Origin of the sequence: uncultured Litoreibacter sp. (assembly GCF_947501785.1) — a bacterium.
GTDB lineage: Bacteria > Pseudomonadota > Alphaproteobacteria > Rhodobacterales > Rhodobacteraceae > Litoreibacter.
The window spans coordinates 2,198,068-2,217,088 of sequence record NZ_CANMXB010000001.1; the positions used below are offsets into that span (position 1 = coordinate 2,198,068).

At 58.9% G+C, this 19,021-nt stretch carries 20 protein-coding genes; 7 read left to right on the forward strand and 13 right to left on the reverse strand.

Going from position 1 to position 19,021, the window contains the following annotated elements; all coding sequences use genetic code 11:
* Positions 1-58: 58 nt before the first annotated feature.
* Together Q0899_RS10985 and Q0899_RS10990 are read left to right on the forward strand one after the other, a co-directional pair.
* A complete protein-coding gene (locus Q0899_RS10985) occupies positions 59-724 on the forward strand; it encodes a 50S ribosomal protein L25/general stress protein Ctc (protein ID WP_298293706.1) in 666 nt (221 codons plus the stop codon).
* A 406-nt stretch (positions 725-1,130) separates the two neighbouring features.
* Entirely contained in the window at positions 1,131-2,213 is a 1,083-nt protein-coding gene (locus tag Q0899_RS10990; RefSeq protein ID WP_299192801.1) for a Hint domain-containing protein, read from the forward strand.
* 331 nt (positions 2,214-2,544) lie between these two features.
* Here Q0899_RS10990 and Q0899_RS10995 read toward each other — a convergent pair whose 3' ends face one another.
* On the reverse strand, positions 2,545-3,234 hold the full coding sequence (locus tag Q0899_RS10995; protein ID WP_298293710.1) for an FkbM family methyltransferase: 690 nt from the start codon (positions 3,232-3,234) through the stop codon (positions 2,545-2,547).
* A gap of 73 nt (positions 3,235-3,307) precedes the next feature.
* Between Q0899_RS10995 and pth the strand changes: the two genes are divergently transcribed.
* Genes pth through Q0899_RS11010 form a run of 3 tightly spaced genes read left to right on the forward strand, consistent with a single transcriptional unit; the run spans position 3,308 to position 5,525 of the window.
* A complete protein-coding gene (gene pth / locus Q0899_RS11000) occupies positions 3,308-3,985 on the forward strand; it encodes an aminoacyl-tRNA hydrolase (protein ID WP_299195351.1) in 678 nt (225 codons plus the stop codon).
* Complete coding sequence (locus Q0899_RS11005) at positions 3,982-5,151, forward strand: serine hydrolase (RefSeq protein WP_299192803.1); 1,170 nt, start codon at positions 3,982-3,984, stop codon at positions 5,149-5,151. The genes pth and Q0899_RS11005 overlap by 4 nt, the downstream gene beginning before the upstream one ends.
* The gene (locus Q0899_RS11010; protein ID WP_298293714.1) at positions 5,148-5,525 is read left to right on the forward strand and encodes a DUF2237 domain-containing protein; all 378 of its coding nucleotides are present in this window, start codon (positions 5,148-5,150) and stop codon (positions 5,523-5,525) included. The genes Q0899_RS11005 and Q0899_RS11010 overlap by 4 nt, the downstream gene beginning before the upstream one ends.
* 96 nt (positions 5,526-5,621) lie before the next feature.
* Here the strand turns inward: Q0899_RS11010 and Q0899_RS11015 are convergent, their stop codons facing one another.
* From Q0899_RS11015 to Q0899_RS11050, 8 genes are all read right to left on the reverse strand, one after another.
* Complete coding sequence (locus Q0899_RS11015; protein ID WP_298293716.1) at positions 5,622-6,275, reverse strand: site-2 protease family protein; 654 nt, start codon at positions 6,273-6,275, stop codon at positions 5,622-5,624.
* Positions 6,276-6,429: 154 nt separating this feature from the next.
* Positions 6,430-7,659 carry a tryptophan synthase subunit beta gene (gene trpB / locus Q0899_RS11020; protein ID WP_299192806.1) on the reverse strand — a complete coding sequence of 410 codons (1,230 nt, stop codon included), beginning with the start codon at positions 7,657-7,659 and terminating at the stop codon, positions 6,430-6,432.
* Positions 7,656-8,306: a phosphoribosylanthranilate isomerase gene (locus tag Q0899_RS11025; protein ID WP_299192808.1), complete on the reverse strand. Its 651-nt coding sequence runs from the start codon at positions 8,304-8,306 to the stop codon at positions 7,656-7,658. The genes trpB and Q0899_RS11025 overlap by 4 nt, the downstream gene beginning before the upstream one ends.
* A gap of 19 nt (positions 8,307-8,325) precedes the next feature.
* The gene (locus Q0899_RS11030) at positions 8,326-8,667 is read right to left on the reverse strand and encodes a LapA family protein (RefSeq protein WP_298293725.1); all 342 of its coding nucleotides are present in this window, start codon (positions 8,665-8,667) and stop codon (positions 8,326-8,328) included.
* Positions 8,668-8,673: 6 nt separating this feature from the next.
* Entirely contained in the window at positions 8,674-8,961 is a 288-nt protein-coding gene (gene ihfB, locus Q0899_RS11035; RefSeq protein WP_298293727.1) for an integration host factor subunit beta, read from the reverse strand.
* A gap of 250 nt (positions 8,962-9,211) precedes the next feature.
* Positions 9,212-10,282, reverse strand: a complete 1,071-nt coding sequence (locus Q0899_RS11040) for a fatty acid desaturase (RefSeq protein WP_299192811.1) — start codon at positions 10,280-10,282, stop codon at positions 9,212-9,214.
* A 92-nt stretch (positions 10,283-10,374) separates the two neighbouring features.
* Positions 10,375-12,054 (reverse strand): 30S ribosomal protein S1, encoded by a 1,680-nt coding sequence (gene rpsA / locus Q0899_RS11045; RefSeq protein ID WP_298293731.1) that lies wholly within the window; start codon positions 12,052-12,054, stop codon positions 10,375-10,377.
* Positions 12,055-12,536: 482 nt separating this feature from the next.
* Positions 12,537-13,142 (reverse strand): hypothetical protein, encoded by a 606-nt coding sequence (locus Q0899_RS11050; RefSeq protein WP_298293733.1) that lies wholly within the window; start codon positions 13,140-13,142, stop codon positions 12,537-12,539.
* A 118-nt stretch (positions 13,143-13,260) separates the two neighbouring features.
* Between Q0899_RS11050 and Q0899_RS11055 the strand changes: the two genes are divergently transcribed.
* Positions 13,261-14,385: an aromatic ring-hydroxylating dioxygenase subunit alpha gene (locus Q0899_RS11055; protein WP_299192814.1), complete on the forward strand. Its 1,125-nt coding sequence runs from the start codon at positions 13,261-13,263 to the stop codon at positions 14,383-14,385.
* A gap of 55 nt (positions 14,386-14,440) precedes the next feature.
* Here the strand turns inward: Q0899_RS11055 and Q0899_RS11060 are convergent, their stop codons facing one another.
* From Q0899_RS11060 to Q0899_RS11075, 4 genes are all read right to left on the reverse strand, one after another.
* The gene (locus tag Q0899_RS11060; RefSeq protein WP_299192816.1) at positions 14,441-14,974 is read right to left on the reverse strand and encodes a hypothetical protein; all 534 of its coding nucleotides are present in this window, start codon (positions 14,972-14,974) and stop codon (positions 14,441-14,443) included.
* Between the two features lie 3 nt (positions 14,975-14,977).
* On the reverse strand, positions 14,978-15,712 hold the full coding sequence (locus Q0899_RS11065; protein WP_366942102.1) for a lysozyme inhibitor LprI family protein: 735 nt from the start codon (positions 15,710-15,712) through the stop codon (positions 14,978-14,980).
* Positions 15,713-15,907: 195 nt separating this feature from the next.
* Entirely contained in the window at positions 15,908-16,207 is a 300-nt protein-coding gene (locus tag Q0899_RS11070) for a hypothetical protein (RefSeq protein ID WP_299192818.1), read from the reverse strand.
* A gap of 18 nt (positions 16,208-16,225) precedes the next feature.
* The gene (locus Q0899_RS11075; RefSeq protein WP_299192820.1) at positions 16,226-17,389 is read right to left on the reverse strand and encodes a calcium-binding protein; all 1,164 of its coding nucleotides are present in this window, start codon (positions 17,387-17,389) and stop codon (positions 16,226-16,228) included.
* A 235-nt stretch (positions 17,390-17,624) separates the two neighbouring features.
* Between Q0899_RS11075 and Q0899_RS11080 the strand changes: the two genes are divergently transcribed.
* On the forward strand, positions 17,625-18,989 hold the full coding sequence (locus tag Q0899_RS11080) for a DUF3179 domain-containing protein (RefSeq protein WP_299192822.1): 1,365 nt from the start codon (positions 17,625-17,627) through the stop codon (positions 18,987-18,989).
* Positions 18,990-19,021: the final 32 nt, after the last annotated feature.

The window sequence follows — 19,021 nt, forward strand, 5'->3', positions numbered from 1 at the left end:
GCTTCACAGCGGCCCGACACCCTTGGAGGCAGCCGCATCAACATAAAGGAATTCAGTCATGGCTAAAGGGATCCCAGATCTTGAAGTCGAGGCACGCGCGGGGACAGGCAAGGGGGCCGCTCGCGCAGCACGCCGTAACGGCATGGTGCCAGGTATTGTGTATGGCGGCGGTGCCGACCCACAACCAATCCAGCTCCCCTTCAACGTGCTCTTCAAAAAGCTGAAAGACGGCCGCTTTCTGGCGACGCTTTTCAATCTGAAGATCGAAGGCCAGGAAGACGTCCGCGTCATCTGCCGGAACGTGCAACGCGACGTGGTCAAGGATTTGCCCACACATATCGACCTGCTGCGCCTGAAGCGCACCACCAAAATCGCGCTGTTCATCCCGGTTGAGGTTGTGGGCGAGGAAGAATCCCCCGGCCTGAAAAAGGGCGGAGTGCTGTCGCTGGTACGTCCCGAGGTCGAGCTGGTCGTGACCGCGTCCGACATCCCGGACAGCATCACAATCGACGTCTCGGAAATCGAGATTGGCGAAAACGTGTCGATCTCGGCGGTGACCCTGCCGGAAGGCTCCAAGCCAACCATCGACCGTGACTTCGTGATTGCAAACATCCAAGCCCCATCCGGCCTGAAATCGGCAGATGACGAGGACGAGGATGGCGAAGAAGGTGCAGAGGGCGAAGCAGCGCCAGAAGCAGAAGCATCCGAGGGCGGCGAGGAGTAATCTTCTTCACCCCTTTGACAAAATCGAAACGCGAGGGCCTTGGCCCTCGCGTTTTGCGTTTGAGGGCGCAAGAGAAATCACGATCGGTGCGTTGAGGATGGGGGGCTAGTTGTCCGCTTTGAGCCCAAACCTCCGCCGTTCCGGTTCCTATTGGCTGTGTTTTGAATTGGCCGCTTGCATCCCCTAAGCTGAACTTGACCACGAAGCGTAACCAACCGGCTGCTTTGCATTGTCGGTCCCGTGACCGCCGCTTGCCTCAAAGGACACGCAGCAATTCGTTGCGTGTAGCTACAGACAAAGGTCGTTGGGAATTCTAGCTAGAGTTTTAACTACACCACGCAGATAAACGTAAATTGAACTTTTTTGGGGTCACAACAACGACATCTTCCCTCTCGTCGAGCATCAGATGTCAACGTTCACTTTCACACCGCCGGATGAAGAATTTGCTGCTGCCAGTGGCGACAATGTGAACGCGGACCCCAATTGGAGTTACTTTGACCACCCACCGAACTCGACGAGCAACCTATCAATCACATCCAATGAGGGGGATGCAGATCCCCGACTCTTCGAAGTTGGAGAAACCTACGACCTTGCCTGGCAGGGACATGGTGGCGGTGCCATGGAAGACGCAGTCGTATTGAGGTCGGACTACCTTGGGCCTGGTGAAGGCGCGATTGTTTTTGAAGGCATCAATTCGAACACTGGTGAGCTCTATCAAGTCGTATGGTCGCCGAACTTTGATCTTGAAGCCTGGTATTGGGACAATGGCGGTGGGCCTTCATCTCCCAATGCGTTTTATACAACAGATCGGTCCGCAGATGACTTCCAATATGCCTGCTTCGCATTCGGATCCGTCATTGATACTCCGAACGGCCCAAGACGCATTGAGACATTGGACGTTGGTGATCAGGTATCCACGTTGGACCACGGCCCAGTTTCAATCACCTGGCTGTACATCGGCGACCAGACACTTGAAAAGTCAGAAGAAGATGAGCGACCTGTTCTGATCGGCGCAGGATCGCTTGGTAAGAACAGGCCACAAAAGGACCTAATTGTATCCCCGCAACACCGCATCTTGGTCGGCGGCTCGGGGCAGTTCGAAGACGCTTTCGAGAATGAGTGCTTCGTTCCTGCAAAGGCACTGATTGCTTGCCCGGGAATTCGGCATATGTCCGGAAAACGAAACATCAGGTGGGTTCATGTGGTTTGCCTAAACCACGAGATAGTTCAAGTGAATGGCAGTTGGTCCGAGTCTATGCTCCTGACCGAGTACAGTCTCAGCATGATTGAAGATGGTACTCGCGACGCGCTGACAACAGTTCTTGGAGACTCTCTCAGGGAAGATGGCGCTCTCAATGGGCCAATTGCCCGCCCGTGTCTGACAAAACGCGGAACAGCGGAGCAACTATACAAAGGGCGACGCGCCCGACTTGACCGGAAAAATATCCGACCTAAAAAAATCAAGCCACCGGATTGCCCGGCTTTCTGATCTGAGGCCCGACCCATTACTTGTGCTTAATGAGCAATGTCCGCTTTGCCATGCGCTGTTGACGCTCTACCCTCTGAACTCTGCGCGGCGGCAAACTGCAGCTTTGTCCGCATAGAAAACCACCTTAGCCGGGCCCGCGTCTGTCCGTGGAGTGGCGCTGCAACGCCCATTCGACAGTACTTTATGGCAGCCAAATACATCTTCGGAATATGCGGCGCGCATTTGCATCAAAAGCGCCAGCCCGCCGAGACGGTCTTGCGCTCGCCCGGCGCCTACGGCGTAATTCCGGGCGGGTCGGTGCGTTGAAAAAACGGCACGCTCGACTTGAGGATCACCCTTCTGCATCCAACGCTACACCTTCCCGGCAGAACCCAATCATCTGCCCCCGTGACAACGCGGGCGCATAAATAAGCCCAGAGGCCGACATACAGTCGAAGATGCGTTTGATCACCGTGTCAGGGTAGCGCTTGGGGTGCAGCTCCATCACCAAGACCCGCACGTGGTCTGGCCAGGGCGCGTCAAACATCGTGGCCTCCGCCCCTTCGACATCCATCATCACCACGGTCGGTTTGTGTTCCGCAATCAAATCGCGCAGCACCAAGGCGGGCACGTCGATTGTCTCCGCCCCGCCGGCGTCGCTGACCGAAGAGGCCCAAAACGCCCGCGCCTGCTTCAAGGCCAAGGTGCCCCCCGTAACCGGCGCGCCCACGGCGGCGCCATGCAACACCGTGGCCTCCTCGCAGTCATTGAGCTCCAAGTTCCCACGGATCACCGGCAAAAGGTCCGGGTTGGCCTCCACCGTCACCACATTTTCCGCGCCGGCCAGCATTGCGCAAAGCGTGGCGACGTATCCCACGCCAGACCCCAGATCCAGCACCCTGTCCCCGTAATCCACCACCAGCTGGGCCGCGCGGGACTCGTGCCCCTCGTAGCCGCCATTCTTAAGCTTCATACGGATGCGTTTGGTCAGAAATGCCTCCGGCACCTCCAACGTTACGCCGCTCAGTTCGAATTGTGCCACTGGCTTTATCCCTGATAAGATGCGCAAAATCATAGGCGCGCCGCTGGGCGATCACAACACGGGCGATTGGGCGATGAAACTCTTTGCAGGCTTGGGCAACCCCGGCGCGAAATACGCGGGCAACCGGCACAATATCGGCTTCATGGCGCTGGACCGTATCGCGGATGACCACGGCTTCACCCCGTGGAAATCCAAGTTTCAGGGCCAGATCAGCGAGGGCCGTTTGGGTTCAGAAAAGGTCGTGCTGTTGAAACCCACCACCTTCATGAACCTGTCCGGCCGATCCGTGGGGGAGGCGATGCGGTTTTACAAACTCGACAGCACCGACATTATCGTCTTCCATGACGAGATCGACCTCGCCCCCGCCAAACTGCGCTGCAAGGCTGGCGGCGGGCATGCGGGCCATAACGGGTTGCGCTCCATCCACCAGCATATCGGCCCGCATTACGACCGGGTGCGCATGGGCGTCGGCCACCCCGGCCACAAAGACAAGGTGCCCGGATACGTGCTGCGCGACTTCGCCAAGGCGGACCAAGACTGGCTGGACGACGTGCTGCGCGGGGTCAGCGACGGGGCGCCCCATCTGGCAGACGGCGACACCGGGCGTTTCCTGAACGCAGTGTCCCTGCGCGTGGCGCCGCCGCGTTCGTCAACGACCAAGGAAAAGTCGAAGCCAAGCGTCAAACCTGTGGAGACCCCACCAGAGGACACGCGTTCTCCGATGCAAAAGCTGTTGGATAAGTTCAAATGAGATCGTTTCTGAAATGGGCGCTGCGCGTCGTGCTGGTCTTGGCAGCGATTGCCATCGTTGCGGGCATCTGGAAGCGCGAACAGATAATGCGGTTAATGGCGGTGAACTCGCTCTTCACCGAAGAGAAGATCGTGAACAACTTCTCCAATATGAACTCCGCCTTCCTCTGGGCCGAGATGGACCGCGGCGATGCGCCTGTCACGCCGCTGCCCAAGGGCGAGCCGGCCACCCTCCCCGCCGAGACAGCCCAATGGATTGAGGAACGCAACGTCACTGCCCTAGTGGTACTCAAAGACGGGCAAATCGTGTCCGAGAATTACTATTTGGGCACCAAGCCCGAGGACCGCCGCATCAGCTGGTCGGTGGCCAAAAGCTTCCTTTCCGCGCTGTTTGGAATAGCTGAGGCCGAAGGCAAGATCCCCGATATGGACGCACTGGTCACCAACTACGTGCCGCAACTCAAAGACACCGGCTACGCCGACGCGACCATCAAAAACGTGCTGCAAATGTCGTCCGGCGTCACCTTTGACGAGGATTACCTGGACTATGACAGCGACATCAACCGCATGGGCCGGGTGCTGGCGCTGGGCGGCACAATGGACGATTTCGCGGCCGCAATTAAAGACAAGGACCGCCCGGCGGGGGAGGCGATGGAATACACCTCCATCGACACCCATGTGCTGGGCATGGTGCTGCGCGCCGCCACAGGGCGCAGCGTGGTAGAGCTGATGGAGGAGAAATTGATCCAACCCATGGGGCTGGAAGCGTCCCCCTATTACCTGACCGACGGGGTCGGGGTCGCCTTCGTGCTGGGCGGGTTGAACCTGACCACGCGCGATTATGCCCGGATGGGGCTGATGTTTCTGCAAGACGGCGCCTTGGGCGGCACACAGATCGTCCCCGCCGACTGGGTGCGCCAAAGCACCGCCCCCTCTGCCAAGACAGCGCCCGGCAAGATCGGCTACGGCTACCAATGGTGGATCCCCACAGGCTCAGTCGAGGGCGAGTTTCAGGCACAGGGCATTTACGGGCAGTATGTCTATATTAACCGGGAGGCCGGTATCGTGATCGCCGTAAACAGCGCGGACCGAAAGTTCCGCGAAGCCGGTGTATCTGACGGCAACATAGCGATGTTTCGCGCCATCACGCAGGAGCTCAGCCAATGAACATGGACCCGTCCCTCAATGTGCTCGGCGAAGAGCTGGCCAGCTGTTCGCAAAACCCGGTCACCGGCTTCTTCCGCAACGGCTGCTGCGACACCGGCCCGATGGATCAGGGCAGCCACACGGTCTGTGCCGTGATGACCGCGGAATTCCTGGCCCTGTCCAAGTATCTCGGCAATGACCTGTCCACCCCGCGCCCGGAATTCGGCTTCCCCGGGCTGAAGCCTGGCGATCAATGGTGCCTCTGCGCCGCGCGGTTCCTGCAGGCCCATGACGAGGGCGCGGCCCCCAAGGTCAACCTGCGCGCCACCCACCAACGCGCGCTCGACATCGTGTCGCTGGACATCCTCGCGCAATACGCCCTGGACGAGGGCTAGCCCCCTTTCCATGTTCAGAAATATCCTGGGGGTCTGCCCGCGTGGCTGGGGGTGAAACCCCCAAAGAACGCAAAGCATCCTGTGCCGCAGGCCCAATCACCGCGAAGCGTTCGCCATCTGCCAATGCAGCTTGATCGACGGGATGAAAAACAGCACGAAGCCGTAGGTGTAATAGACCAAAATCATCCCCGGGATCCACAACACGCAGGCGGCAACGCCGATCCACCCGCACACACGCGTGGCGGTCACCGACGGCAAGAGCCGCATCAAAAACAGCTGGAACAGCTTGCCGCCATCCAGCGGCATCAACGGCATCAGGTTGAAAATCGCCAGAAACAGGTTCAGGTCGGCCAGCCAATACAAAGCCCAGGCCGCCATTCCGTCCACATTGGGCGCGGCCAATGACGCCAGGGCCCAGATCACCAGGTTCACAATCGGCCCCATCGCGACAATCAGTTCATCCTGTTGCCGCGTGGCCGAGACCGAGCGCTCACAAAACCCGCCCCCGCCGTAGATCATGATCCGGCGCACCCGCACGCCCTGGATCAGCGATCCCCAAGCGTGGCCCAACTCGTGCAGCAGGATCGAGCCGATCAGCATCAGGGCCAACAACGCACCGTACATCATACCCTGGGTGGAGCCGCCCAACGGCACAAAAATCAGCAAGATCAGCAAGATGCTGCCGCCAAATTGGATCGGGACGCCCCATGGGCCGCGGAATTCGAATATGGGGTTCTCGTTACCAAACATCTGCACCGCCTCGGGTTCACTGTCCCACCCGCGTTGGTCGCAGGGCTTTGTGCAGTTTTGGCAGATATTTGCCGAAGGCGGTACGCAAAAGACGAAAGGCCCGCCAATTTTGGCGGGCCTGCGTGTTCATTTGGACTCTATGAGCCGATTTGCATTACGCGAATTCACCCATCTCAAATCCCAGCGCCTTGGCCACGGTGAAGATGTCTTTGTCACCCCGCCCGCACATATTCATGCAGATGATGTGATCTGGTGGCAGGGTTGGCGCGATCTTCATGACATGGGCGAGCGCGTGGGACGGCTCCAACGCGGGGATGATCCCTTCTTGCTCGCAGCACAGCTGGAACGCTTCCAGCGCTTCCACGTCGGTGATCGAGACGTATTGCGCGCGGCCAATCTCATGCAGCCAGGAATGCTCTGGCCCAATGCCGGGGTAATCCAGACCGGCCGAGATCGAGAACCCTTCAAGGATTTGCCCGTCATCATCTTGCAGCAGATACGTGCGGTTGCCATGCAATACCCCCGGGCGCCCGCCCGTCAAAGACGCGCAATGTTCCATCTTCGCGTTCACGCCCTTGCCGCCAGCCTCCACGCCGATGATGTTAACGTCCTTGTCGTCAAGGAATGGGAAAAACAGCCCCATCGCGTTGGAGCCGCCGCCAATGGCCGCGATGATCGTGTCAGGCAGGCGGCCTTCGGCCCCCTGCATCTGTTCCTTGGCCTCCTTGCCGATGATCGCCTGAAAGTCGCGCACCATGGCCGGATATGGGTGGGGACCAGCAACCGTGCCGATGCAGTAAAACGTGTCGCGCACATTGGTCACCCAGTCGCGCAGCGCGTCGTTCATAGCGTCCTTCAGCGTGCCACGGCCCGAGGTCACCGGCACCACCTCCGCGCCCAACAGGCGCATGCGGAACACGTTGGGGGCCTGACGTTCAACGTCATGCGCGCCCATATAGACCACACATTTCAAGCCAAATTTTGCACAGACGGTGGCCGTGGCCACCCCATGCTGCCCCGCGCCGGTTTCCGCGATGATGCGGGTCTTGCCCATGCGGCGTGCCAGAATGATCTGGCCAAGCACGTTGTTGATCTTGTGCGCACCGGTGTGGTTCAGCTCGTCGCGTTTCATGTAAATCTTAGCACCGCCCAGATGCTCGGTCAGCCGCTCGGCATGATAAAGCGGCGAAGGGCGGCCGACGTAATGCTTCCACAGGAAATCCATCTCGTCCCAGAACGTCTTGTCGGTCTTTGCGTGCTCGTACTGTTCCTCCAGCTCGAGGATCAGCGGCATCAGGGTCTCAGACACAAAGCGCCCGCCAAAATCGCCAAAGCGGCCATTCTCGTCGGGGCCGGTCATGAAGCTGTTAAATAGATCGTTCATCGGTTCTCTCCCATCGCGGCGCGCGCGAAGTCGTGGATCAGTTGTGCATCTTTTACGCCCGGCGCGCTTTCAACGCCAGAGGACACGTCCACCTGCTGTGCGCCCGTTAGACGCACCGCTTCGGCAACGTTTTCGGGCGTCAGCCCGCCCGCCAGCATCCAAGGCACGGGCCAGCGGCGCCCGGCGATCAGACGCCAGTCAAAAGTCAGCCCATTGCCGCCCGGCAGGTCGGCGTCTTTCGGCGGCTTGGCGTCGATCAGCAGCTGGTCGGCGGCAAGCGCGTGGTCGTTCAACGCGGACAGGTCACCCTCATCCGCCACGCCCACGGCCTTCATCACCGGCAGGCCGAAGCGGGCGCGCACATCGGCCACGCGGTCCGGGCTTTCGGTCCCATGCAGCTGAAGCATGTCCAATGGCACCGCCGCGACCAGCTCGTCCAGGTCGGCGTCCGTCGCATTTACTGTCAGGGCGACCTTTGCGACGCCCGGGGGCACCTCCATGGCCATTGCCTTGGCGGCCCCCAATGTCAGGTGGCGTGGCGACTTCGGGAAAAACACGAACCCAACATAGGCCGCCCCCGCGTCAACGCAGGCGGCGACGTCAGCGGCGGTCCCAAGACCGCAGATTTTCACTCGGATGTCGGACATGGGTGTAGCCCTACCCTGCTTACTCAAGCAGCGCCAGAACCTCGTCTTGGCCTTTGGCCTTCTCGGCCTTCATGCCCTTGACCTGCCGCTGCAGCATTTCCTTCTCGCGCCGTTGCGCGCGGGCGTCGGCCCGGTGCTTGTGCTCGCGGAACCATTCCCAGACGAAACCGATCAGAAGGCCCACGACGATGCCGCCGAATATGATGATGAACAGCGGCAATTCGAAGCTGAAGGGCTGGCCCAGATAGGCGGCCATCTCGTCAGGCAAAAGCTGGATGGAAACGGTCCCGCGGTTGGCCAGGGCCACAATCAGAAGGCAGAATCCGACAGCCGCTAAAAAGGCGTAACGCAGGTACCGCATGGTTGTTTAGCTTTCTTTGCCGTTCAACCGGTCACGCAGCAGCTTGCCGGTTTTGAAGAAGGGGACGTGCTTCTCTTCTACATGAACCGCCTCTCCGGTGCGAGGGTTGCGGCCAATCCGGGGCTCTCTTTTCTTCACAGAAAACGCGCCAAATCCGCGCAGCTCTACTCTGTTACCGTCAGCGACAGCATCGATCACTTCTTCAAAGACGGTATTCACGATGCGTTCGACGTCACGCTGGTACAGATGCGGGTTTTCGTCAGCGATCTTTTGGATCAGCTCGGAACGTATCATTAAATATCCTCCCCAGGATGAATGCAGCTTGGGGTTGGCCCCACTTAAAGACAGACTATAGGCCGAATAAACGTGATGTGGAAAGGGATTAGGTGGCAGTAACTCCCCCTATCGCTTGCTGAATCTGCAGTTTCGCAGCTGTATTTTGTCAGTTTCGCAGCGGATTGAAGCCGACTGCAAACAATCTATGACGCTCAGATGACCGCTGTCTGAACCGATTCGGACAGGGATTGGTGCATAACGGAGCACGCTAGGCAGCAAAGGGTCTCAACCTCTCAACCTCGTCGCGATACGGCGTGGCCCCCGCGGGGAGGTCAGGAAGGATGACCGCATCCTCATATCTGAGTTGGCGCCACAGCACCGGCATCAATCGCCGAAACGCCGCCGCGATAGATTGGTCCGGCGCAGGAAAGTCGTGCTTCACCAGTTCATGCAACTGTGGCAGCCGGTAATACGGCACCATCGTGAACACATGATGTTCCAGGTGGTAGTTCATGTTGAGATAGATAAACCTGCTGACCGGGTTCATGAGCACGGTTCTGGTGTTCAGCCGGTGGTCGGTGACATTTTCGGCAAGCCCCAGATGCTGCAAGACGCCTGTCATCACATGGTGCCAAGCCCCATAGAAGCGCGGCAAACCGATCAGCATCAGCGGCAGGATCGACCAGGTGACCACCGCAGCAACCGCCACGCAAATGTAGATCGCCAAATGTACCCGCGCCGCCCACATGGCGGCGGACCGGTCGGCATCACGCAGATACATGGCCTCATCCGGTTGAATACGCCCCACTGAATGCATCACCATGCGACCAAGCAAAACCGGGACATCAATGAGCCCGATCATGTTAAGCGCGATACGACCAAGATCCGGCGGGCGCATTGCTACAATTTCAGGATCCCTTCCCACAATGATCGTGTCGGTGTGATGCCTCACATGGCTCGCCCGCCAGATGACCGGGTTTCTCATCATCATGAAGCTGGCAATATGGTAGACAACACTGTTCATCCACGCCGTGCGGAACGCCGTCTTGTGCCCGCATTCGTGCCATCGCGAATCCGCCGCAGAGCCATACAAGACGCCGTAGCCAAGCCAGAACGGCGCGGACCACCACGAAGGCCACAAGGCAACAGCGGCGGCAGCAAAGCCCAAAAGTGCGCCGATCCAAAGGCCTGTATCCCGCAACGCAATCGCGTCCGATTTTGTCATTAGGGCGCGGATTTCGGCGGGTGGAATGTCTGGACGATACCAGTTTGGGCTGGCCAGGCCGCTTGCAACAGCGGCGGCCCCGGCATCACCGGAGAGTGAATAATCGCGTGCCATGCCTGATGCTAGCCACCCGAAACGCACTCTGCCAACGAAAAAGGCCCCGCCGCTGCCGGCAGGGCCTTCCTCAATTCTACAAACGTCAGACCTTAGTCGTCGGTTTTCAAAGCCGCGCCCAGGATGTCGCCCAGCGATGCGCCGGAGTCAGAGGAGCCATACTGCTCAACAGCCTCTTTCTCTTCAGCAATCTCGCGCGCTTTGATCGACAGACCCAGCTTGCGGGTCTTGGCATCCACGTTGGTGACGCGCACGTCGATCTTGTCGCCGACGCCGAAACGCTCGGGGCGCTGCTCGGCACGGTCACGCGACAGGTCGGAGCGACGGATGAAGGATTTCATGCCCTCATACTCGACCTCGATGCCGCCGTCTTCGATCGAAGTGACCTCAACTGTGATGATCGAGCCGCGCTTGACGCCATCGGTCGCACCCTCAAACGGATCACCATCCAGCGCTTTGATGGAAAGCGAGATACGCTCTTTCTCCACGTCCACCTCGGTGACAACGGCCTTGACCATGTCGCCTTTGCGGAAGTCGCCCAGCGCATCTTCGCCGCGGCCTTCCCAGGTGATGTCGGACAGGTGCACCATGCCGTCGATGTCGTTCTCGAGGCCAACAAACAGACCAAACTCGGTGATGTTTTTGACTTCGCCTTCGATCTCTTTGCCGACAGGGTTGTTCTCGGCGAACACTTCCCATGGGTTGCGCATGGTCTGCTTGAGACCAAGGGAAACGCGACGCTTGGCGCTGTCGATTTCCAGAACCATGACTTCCACTTCTTGCGAGGTCGACACGATTTTGCCCGGATGCACGTTCTTCTTCGTCCAGGACATTTCCGAGACGTGAACCAGACCTTCAACGCCCGGCTCCAGCTCAACAAATGCGCCGTAATCGGTGATGTTGGTCACGCGGCCAGTGTGGCTCGATTCCAGAGCGTATTTCGCAGCAACTTCGCCCCATGGGTCGTCTTGCAGCTGCTTCATGCCCAATGAGATGCGGTGCGTCTCTTTGTTGATCTTGATGACCTGCACCTTGATCGTCTCGCCGATGGTCAGGATTTCGCGTGGATCGTTCACGCGGCGCCATGCCATGTCGGTGACGTGCAGCAGGCCGTCCACGCCGCCAAGATCGACAAATGCGCCGTACTCGGTGATGTTTTTGACCACGCCGTCGACCGCTTGGCCCTCGGTGAGGTTGCCGATAACTTCGGCACGCTGTTCAGCACGCGACTCTTCCAGAATGGCACGACGCGACACAACGATGTTGCCACGGCGGCGGTCCATTTTCAGGATTTGGAACGGCTGCTTCAGACCCATCAAAGGCCCTGCGTCGCGCACAGGGCGCACATCGACTTGGGAGCCGGGAAGGAACGCAACAGCGCCGCCCAGATCCACGGTGAACCCGCCTTTGACGCGGCCAAAGATGGCGCCTTCGACGCGCTCTTCGTCTGCGTAGGCTTTCTCCAGACGGTCCCAGGCTTCCTCGCGGCGCGCTTTGTCGCGGCTGATCGAGGCTTCGCCGCGTGCGTTTTCAACGCGGTCGAGGAACACTTCAACTTCGTCGCCGACCGACAGGTCAGGCGCTTCGCCGGGGTTCGCAAATTCTTTAAGATCGATACGGCCTTCCATTTTGTAGCCGATGTCGATGATGGCCTGACCAGCTTCGATCGCCAGTACTTTGCCTTTAACGACAGACCCTTCGTCGGGTGTGTCCATTTCGAAGCTTTCATTCAAGAGGGCTTCGAATTCCTCCATAGATGCGTTTGTAGCCATGAGGCGTGGGTTTCCTAATCAGTGGTTTATGTGGGCCAAGCGGTTGTCTCCGCTGGTCTTTGGGTTGCTGTTTGGTCCTAAGGGCATTCAAAACAGAAAGGGCCGGAAAACCGACCCTGCCCGCCTTGAGACTGTTCCCGCCCCTCAGACAGGCGCGCGTATAGCGGAGGTGGGGGGAAAGGGCAAGTGGTGTGTGGGGCGGAGAGGAATTGTAGCTAGGCGGAAGAGGCTGCCGGTTCCGCAGTGCGCCAGCCCGGTTAACAGCGCGTAGCGCCCGGGCATCGCCAGACCGGCCCATCGGGCTGGCGATTTGGTTGGTCTTAGTGCGTCGTTTGAACGGAAGATGACTTTGCCGCCATAAAAAGCTTTAGAACTACTGTTGGCCGCCATCCCCCGGTCTGGCAATCCCCGGCACGGAGATCGTAGGGTGAGTGGGTCCGAGACCTCCGGTCAAGGGCTTACCCACCGTTGACCGCTTAAGTTTAAAGGGCCCCAGTCCCCGAACAGACCTCATAGTTCGACGGATTTCCGAGATGGACAACAAACCGAAGCGATCCTGGAATAGGTTCCGTTCGCCCTTTCAGCTCAATTTCAACGTCAAAGTTGCCAAAACTTGTCGTATGAGACGCCATGGTAAATTGGCCTCTTTGACATCGCACAGTGGCAAAAAGGCGCATCTTAGGAAAAGTGTCGAAATAGCCTTCAGTCTCCAACTTCGCACTGTACCATGCGTCCAGTGTTGGAACCGCTGCCTGAAACTCAATCAGGTCCACTCCCTCCTCCTCTGGGAAGGTGAACATCGTACAATCAATCAGGATGTTGTCGCGTATCAACGCTCGCAGCTCGATCTCGCCCAAATCGGTCTTAACATGCCCCAGCCATATTTCGTTCAAGACCGTCTCGCTGGGCCGCTCTTCTTTCTCGAATTGCATGTCATAGTCGGCGAAATACGCGAAGTCCTGCTCCGCAAGGGCGTTCCAGCAATTGGAAATTCCGTCATACAACTTGCGATCAATTGACGGCGCAGCCGTAGCTATGTCGACATTTGCGAACAAGGCACACAGGACCCCCAACAAACGAACCCGCATCTGGTCTGCCCCTTCTTTCAATGCTCAATCAGGCGCGCAGTCATAGAATGACTCACGAGAGAACCACCAATCAATACCACCCTTGCCAACCACCACCTCCCCCTCAAATACTCCCTACATGACCGACACCGCCCAATCCCTCCGACAAACACTCGCCCACCTTGCCACCCTGCCGCCCGAGCAAGCGCGCGCGATGCCCGCCGCCTATTACACCTCGCCCGAGTTCCTCGACCTCGAAACCGAACAGGTCCTGCGCAACGAATGGCTTTGCCTCGGCCATATCGGCGAGGTCCCCAACAAGGGCGATTTCTTCACCACCGACATGCTGGATGAACAACTGCTGATCGCCCACGGGCAGGACGGCAAGATCCGGGTGCTCTCCAACGTCTGCCGCCACCGTGGCAACCGCGTGGCCGAAGGTAAAGGCAACGCCAAACGCTTCATCTGCGCCTATCACACATGGCGCTACGATACCGACGGCGCGCTGATTTCCGCCCCGCATATGAAGGGGCAAGCGGGCTTTGACCCCGCCAAATGCAGCTTGCCAGAGTTCCCGTCCGCGCAGTGGAACGGCTGGCTGTTTGTGAACCTCTCTGGCACCGCCGACCCGCTGGGCCCGCAACTGGGCGGCCTGCAAAAGATCGTGCAGAACTACCACCCCGCGGACCGCTTCCTGAATTTCATCGAAGAAGACATCTGGCACTGTAATTGGAAATGCCTGTTCGAGAATTTCATGGAGAGCTACCACCTGTCGGCCACCCATCTGGACACCCTGCACCCAATCACGCCGACCAAGCTGTGCAAGAAGATGACCTCCGGCCCCGCTTGGACCGGCTACCACGCCTATTACAACCCCGACTACCCGCCGCGCGGGCCGTTCCACGAAGACCTGACTGAGGACGAGAAGATCAATTCGCCGATGTTCGGCATCTACCCCAATCTGGTCGTCGGCATGGCCACCAACTTCACCCTGTTCATGTGCCTGCGCCCGCATGGCGTGGATCAGGTCAAAATCCGATGGGGCGTAACGGGGCTGGAAAACGACCCTGAGGCGCAAGCGGTGAAGGACTACGTCCAGCTTTGCCGCGACTTCAATATCGAGGACAAAGAGAAACTGGAAATCCTGCAGCAGGCCCTCAAAACCAAGCACTACCACGGCGGCCCTCTGGCGCCCGATGACATGGAGGGCACCATCTGGGATTTCGTCCACTACATGGCCCGTCATCTGGGGCAAACCGCATAATCGTCTATACGTTTTCTACATGCCCAATGGGCCAGCAAAACAAGGGGTTTTCCTCTTATCCGCCCCCAATTTCCGAAATCGGGTAGACGTGAACCAGGTACAGGTAGAAGAACGCCAGAGACAGCACCAGAATGACCACCCCCAACACCGGCGAGGACAGCTTGAACCCGTCTTTCGAGGCCTCCATCGTCGTCTCCCCCACCTGCCCGTCCTTGGCCGCGTGGAACTGCATCCATGAGAAGTAGAGCCCGATCAAAACGATGCCGATCACCACAAAAAAGATGATCAGGGACGAGGTGTATTGCCACTCAAACACCTTGCGCCGATGCACCAGCCCTTCGGTCAAATTCGTATAGTATCCAACGGCATAGGTGTTCACCGCCTTCGCCACTTCCGGTATCGGCTCGATGCCGACCAAGGCGTCACCTGCAGTGACAGCCTGGGACCCACCCTCCCCGAACAACTCGGTCAGTTCCGCCAAGGTGGACCCGGCTTGGGTGGCGGGCACCGGCTGTTTCTCCACCTGCGCATGGCCGTCAGCCCATGCCAGACCCGGCAGCAACATGAGCACCAACAAAAGAACCCGCATCGCCTACTTCCCCACCATGTGAATGATCACCGACAGATGCGACAGCATGCGTTTGGAATAGGGCTGATCGGCAAACAGGTCACGATACGGCCCGCGATCGGCCTCGGGCAGCATCAGATCAATCGCGCGCAGGATATCATCCTCGACCCGCTCCCCCCAAGCTGCCGTCGCCCCGCTAAAAGGCGGCAGCGGGTCAGCCTCAACCTGATACGGCAGCTGCTGCGTCGAAGTTCCGTCAGGAAAATCAGTGCCTTGGCCGGACCCATTCAGATTGCGCCACTTCACGCGGCCATCCCCGTATTCAACCTCAAAGCGGTTGTTGCGGATGCGCCGGTCGACCACTACGTCAGCTGGAACATTGCCGCCCGAAGGCGTCGCCAAGGTCACAGCCTGCGCCTGCAGCAGCACCTGCTGGCCCCCACGAGGTTTCAAGTCGGCGATCCGCTGCGTGTATCGCCTTTGCAGGCATTTTTCGTCGCTGCCGCAGCTGTTGCGCCACTTCAGCCAAGCTCCCTGTTCCGCCCGCAATCGGCGTTGGTTGCCCTGGCTCAGCCGACGAAACTGGTCGCGAAACGCCTTCGCCATTGTCCGGTCCATCGCCGAAACAACGTCGCTGCGACAGATTGCTTTTTCAGATCGGTTGAGGTCGCCGCTGCACCGAAAACTTGGTTGCGCCCACGACATTTGCGGCAAGGCAAACAGCAATAATGCAAGTAACAGGCGGTAAAAATAAGCCATCACATCAATTCCTAAAAATATGGGCGGCCAATAGCTGCCACGTCAAATCAATGTGGCCATGGTATCATGGAACCGCCTTAGCTGGCAAATGTGGATCGGAATGGCTGAACAAATCGACACTTGCGGCGCAAGGAATGGCCTTGCCAGTCTCACCCCTGCCGCAGACATCGCGCGGCAGGGGTGAGCAGGCGGGTGTCACAGGATAAAGTCGCTCCCAGCTAGTTCGTTAACCCATTTCACTTCGATCATCGCATCAACCGTGCCGTCCCCATTCGCGTCAATCTGCACAAAGTCGCCGTCGAACAGCACCTCACCCGACCCATTGCCCGAGAAGGTGTCGCCCTCGATGAAGTCCAGCCCGCCAAAGGCTTTCAAATGGATCTTGTCGATCCCGCTATCGAAGCCCTCAATCACGTCCATCTGGTCTGCGGCCACACCGCTATCGCCGGCGCGGAACAGGAAAATATCGCCGCTGTCGGTGTCCTCCCAGTCCAAAAGCCGGTCGGCCCCGGCTCACCCGATGAAAACGTCGACCCCGTTCCCGCCAACCAGCTCGTCTTGACCTTGTCCGCCCAACAGCCGGTCGGTGCCATCGCCGCCAAGAAGCTTGTCATCGCCGCTTTGACCAAGAAGCACGTCATCATCCTCGTTGCCGTGCAGCGTGTCATTGCCCACGCCGCCGACCATATGGTCCTTGCCTTCGTTCCCAAAAAGAGTGTCGTTACCGGCGTCGCCCCTGACAACGTCGTCACCGGCCCCGCCGCCCATGCGATCGGCCCCGTCACCACCGGACATTATGTCGTCGCCATCATTGCCCCAAATCTCATCAGCGCCGCCCTGGCCACTCATCCGGTCATCGCCTGCGTCGCCGCTCATTTTGTCGACGCCGGTGCCGCCAAACATAAGGTCGTTGCCATCACCGCCGCCAAGCCGGTCATTACCGTCCCCGCCGACCAGAAGGTCATTTCCCTCCTCTCCCCACAGCCGGTCATCGCCGCCATCACCGATCAGCCTGTCATTGCCGGTGCCGCCACCTGCGGTGTCATTGCCCGCGCCACCATGAACGGTGTCATTGCCATCCCCGGCCCAGATTTTGTCGTTGCCCGCACCTGCCTCAAAAATCTCGTTGGCGGCGGCGGCCAGATCAAAGCTGTAATGGCCGCTATGCAGCGTTTCTCCGGCGGAGGTTCCGTAAACAACGTTTTGGCCATTGACGAAGTAGTTCATCCAACCTGCAACATCATCCACCGTCTCATTGGCGTTGCCGTCTTCGTTGCGGAACCGTCCGTCTTGATAGGCGAACCCCACATGGTAGATGGCGTCCGCCACTGTATCTATGAAGTCGCGTCCCTGAAACCGGTAAGCTCCGCCGTCACCTTGCACCAGGTGGAACCCGGTTTCCTCGTTGCCCTCGTCGTCGCCGTGGCCCTCGACAAACCGAGCGTAGAGGTCCGGGGTGGCCCGAATGTAGTCGCTGATCGCCCGCAGATCATCGGGGGTCAAACGGCCGTCTTCATTGACGCCGGTTGCTTCGATGGCGGTCATGATGACCTCGTTCATCAAAATCGCCGCAGCTGCGCCGCCGTTGATATCCTCGCTCACAATGTTCGCTGGCAAACCGGGGTCGTTGCGGACGAAATCTACAATTGCGTCTAGCGTTTGTGGGTTGGCTGGCATGTGTCACCTCTTTGCTTGCTGGTTTCAAAATGTGATGATCTGCAGTCCGCCCCTAACAAACCGGGGTGGCCGCTGACGAGGGCGGGGTTTTGCCGACGGCGAGGCGCCGCTCCGCGCAGATGCAGAAAAAAGCGGGGCTCAGCCCAAGTCCTCTGCACGGCTCACCGAAGGTTTACATGCCAAACCCGTTCGCATGGTCCAAACTGAGGCGATCCTCACAAGTTTGGAGAGCGCCATGTCCCTCACCCGCCGCCAATTCGCGGCCCTCGCGGCCTCGATCACTGTTTTGCCCGGCATGGCCGTTGCGCAAGCGCCCGATTACCGGTTGATGATGCTGGACATCCTGTCTGGCGATCCCGGCCTGTTTTTCCCCGCACTTGAGCATATCAAGCAACGCGGCAACCCCGACATGGCGGCGGGATTGATCCAATCAATGCGGTTTTCCAATGGGTCCAACGCAGACATTGTCGAGACCTTGAAGGCCATCACCGGTGCTAACCCTGGTGACGATTGGTTCGATTGGATGCTCTGGCAGGAGGCAAACCCGCAGGTCAGACCGCACCCGTCCTTCATCAACTTCAAGCGCGAAACCATGCTGCGCATCGACCCCAATTTCGACGACTTCCTGAAACGCCGCTATATCGCCCCGGACAAGATGCGCATCCGGCTGGAAGAAATCACCTGGGGTGGAGTGCGCAAGGATGGCATCCCGAGCCTCGACAACCCCAAGCTGACCGCCGCTGCGCAAGCCACCTATATGCGCGACGACGATCTGGTGTTCGGAGTGTCCATCAACGGCGACGCGCGCGCCTACCCTTTGCGGATCATGGGCTGGCACGAAATGTTCAACGAGACCATCGGCGGGGTGCCAGTGGCGCTCGCCTATTGCACTCTCTGCGGGTCGGGCATCTTGTTTGAAACCAAGGTCAAAGGCCTCGCGCGGCCGCTGGTCTTCGGTTCCTCCGGCTTCCTGTACCGCTCCAACAAGCTGATGTTTGATCGCCAAACCAACTCGTTGTGGAACCAATTCACGGGCAGGCCGGTCGTGGGCCCATTGGTGGACAGCGGCATTACCCTGAAACAACGTCCGGTGGTTATCACCACGTGGAAAGCATGGCGCGACCGCAACCCATCCACCAAGATCCTGTCCTTGGATACCGGTCATCGCCGCGACTACGGGTCGGGCGTGGTCTATTCCGAATATTTCGGCTCCAACGACCTGATGTTCCCCACCAACGTGGACCAGCGCCGCCACAAGCAAAAGGACTACGTCTTCGGCATCCGGCAATTCGGCGGCGCCAAAGCGTGGCCGCTGAAATCCTTCATGGGTGGCAGGGTGCTGAACGACGGAATGGGTAACACCAACCTGCTACTCATTGGCGACGAAAAGGCGCGCAGCGTACGCGCCTATGAGCGCGGGAACCTCACCTTCGCAGTCAAATCAGGCAAACTAACCTCAGACGATAGCCGCGTTTGGAGGGCCACCGAAGATGCGTTGATCTCAGGAGATACCAGGTTGCCAAGGGTCGCTGGCCACGTCGCTTACTGGTTCGCATGGAACGGATATCTCGGGGCAGAAAGTGAACTTTACAACGGGTAAATTCATTAGAAAACCCGATACATACTATCGGA

Bases quoted from the DNA above. Each gene is read 5' to 3' on its own strand.
- Q0899_RS11010 (WP_298293714.1), top strand. From the start codon at position 5,148: ATGAACATGGACCCGTCCCTCAATGTGCTCGGCGAAGAGCTGGCCAGC.
- Q0899_RS11060 (WP_299192816.1), bottom strand. From the start codon at position 14,974: ATGCGGGTTCTTTTGTTGGTGCTCATGTTGCTGCCGGGTCTGGCATGG.
- Q0899_RS11040 (WP_299192811.1), bottom strand. From the start codon at position 10,282: ATGGCACGCGATTATTCACTCTCCGGTGATGCCGGGGCCGCCGCTGTT.
- Q0899_RS11065 (WP_366942102.1), bottom strand. From the start codon at position 15,712: ATGGCTTATTTTTACCGCCTGTTACTTGCATTATTGCTGTTTGCCTTG.
- ihfB (WP_298293727.1), bottom strand. From the start codon at position 8,961: ATGATACGTTCCGAGCTGATCCAAAAGATCGCTGACGAAAACCCGCAT.
- Q0899_RS11025 (WP_299192808.1), bottom strand. From the start codon at position 8,306: ATGTCCGACATCCGAGTGAAAATCTGCGGTCTTGGGACCGCCGCTGAC.
- Q0899_RS11015 (WP_298293716.1), bottom strand. From the start codon at position 6,275: ATGTTTGGTAACGAGAACCCCATATTCGAATTCCGCGGCCCATGGGGC.
- Q0899_RS11055 (WP_299192814.1), top strand. From the start codon at position 13,261: ATGACCGACACCGCCCAATCCCTCCGACAAACACTCGCCCACCTTGCC.
- trpB (WP_299192806.1), bottom strand. From the start codon at position 7,659: ATGAACGATCTATTTAACAGCTTCATGACCGGCCCCGACGAGAATGGC.
- Q0899_RS10985 (WP_298293706.1), top strand. From the start codon at position 59: ATGGCTAAAGGGATCCCAGATCTTGAAGTCGAGGCACGCGCGGGGACA.
- Q0899_RS11080 (WP_299192822.1), top strand. From the start codon at position 17,625: ATGTCCCTCACCCGCCGCCAATTCGCGGCCCTCGCGGCCTCGATCACT.
- Q0899_RS10990 (WP_299192801.1), top strand. From the start codon at position 1,131: ATGTCAACGTTCACTTTCACACCGCCGGATGAAGAATTTGCTGCTGCC.
- Q0899_RS11005 (WP_299192803.1), top strand. From the start codon at position 3,982: ATGAGATCGTTTCTGAAATGGGCGCTGCGCGTCGTGCTGGTCTTGGCA.
- rpsA (WP_298293731.1), bottom strand. From the start codon at position 12,054: ATGGCTACAAACGCATCTATGGAGGAATTCGAAGCCCTCTTGAATGAA.
- Q0899_RS11050 (WP_298293733.1), bottom strand. From the start codon at position 13,142: ATGCGGGTTCGTTTGTTGGGGGTCCTGTGTGCCTTGTTCGCAAATGTC.
- Q0899_RS11030 (WP_298293725.1), bottom strand. From the start codon at position 8,667: ATGCGGTACCTGCGTTACGCCTTTTTAGCGGCTGTCGGATTCTGCCTT.
- pth (WP_299195351.1), top strand. From the start codon at position 3,308: ATGAAACTCTTTGCAGGCTTGGGCAACCCCGGCGCGAAATACGCGGGC.
- Q0899_RS11075 (WP_299192820.1), bottom strand. From the start codon at position 17,389: ATGCCAGCCAACCCACAAACGCTAGACGCAATTGTAGATTTCGTCCGC.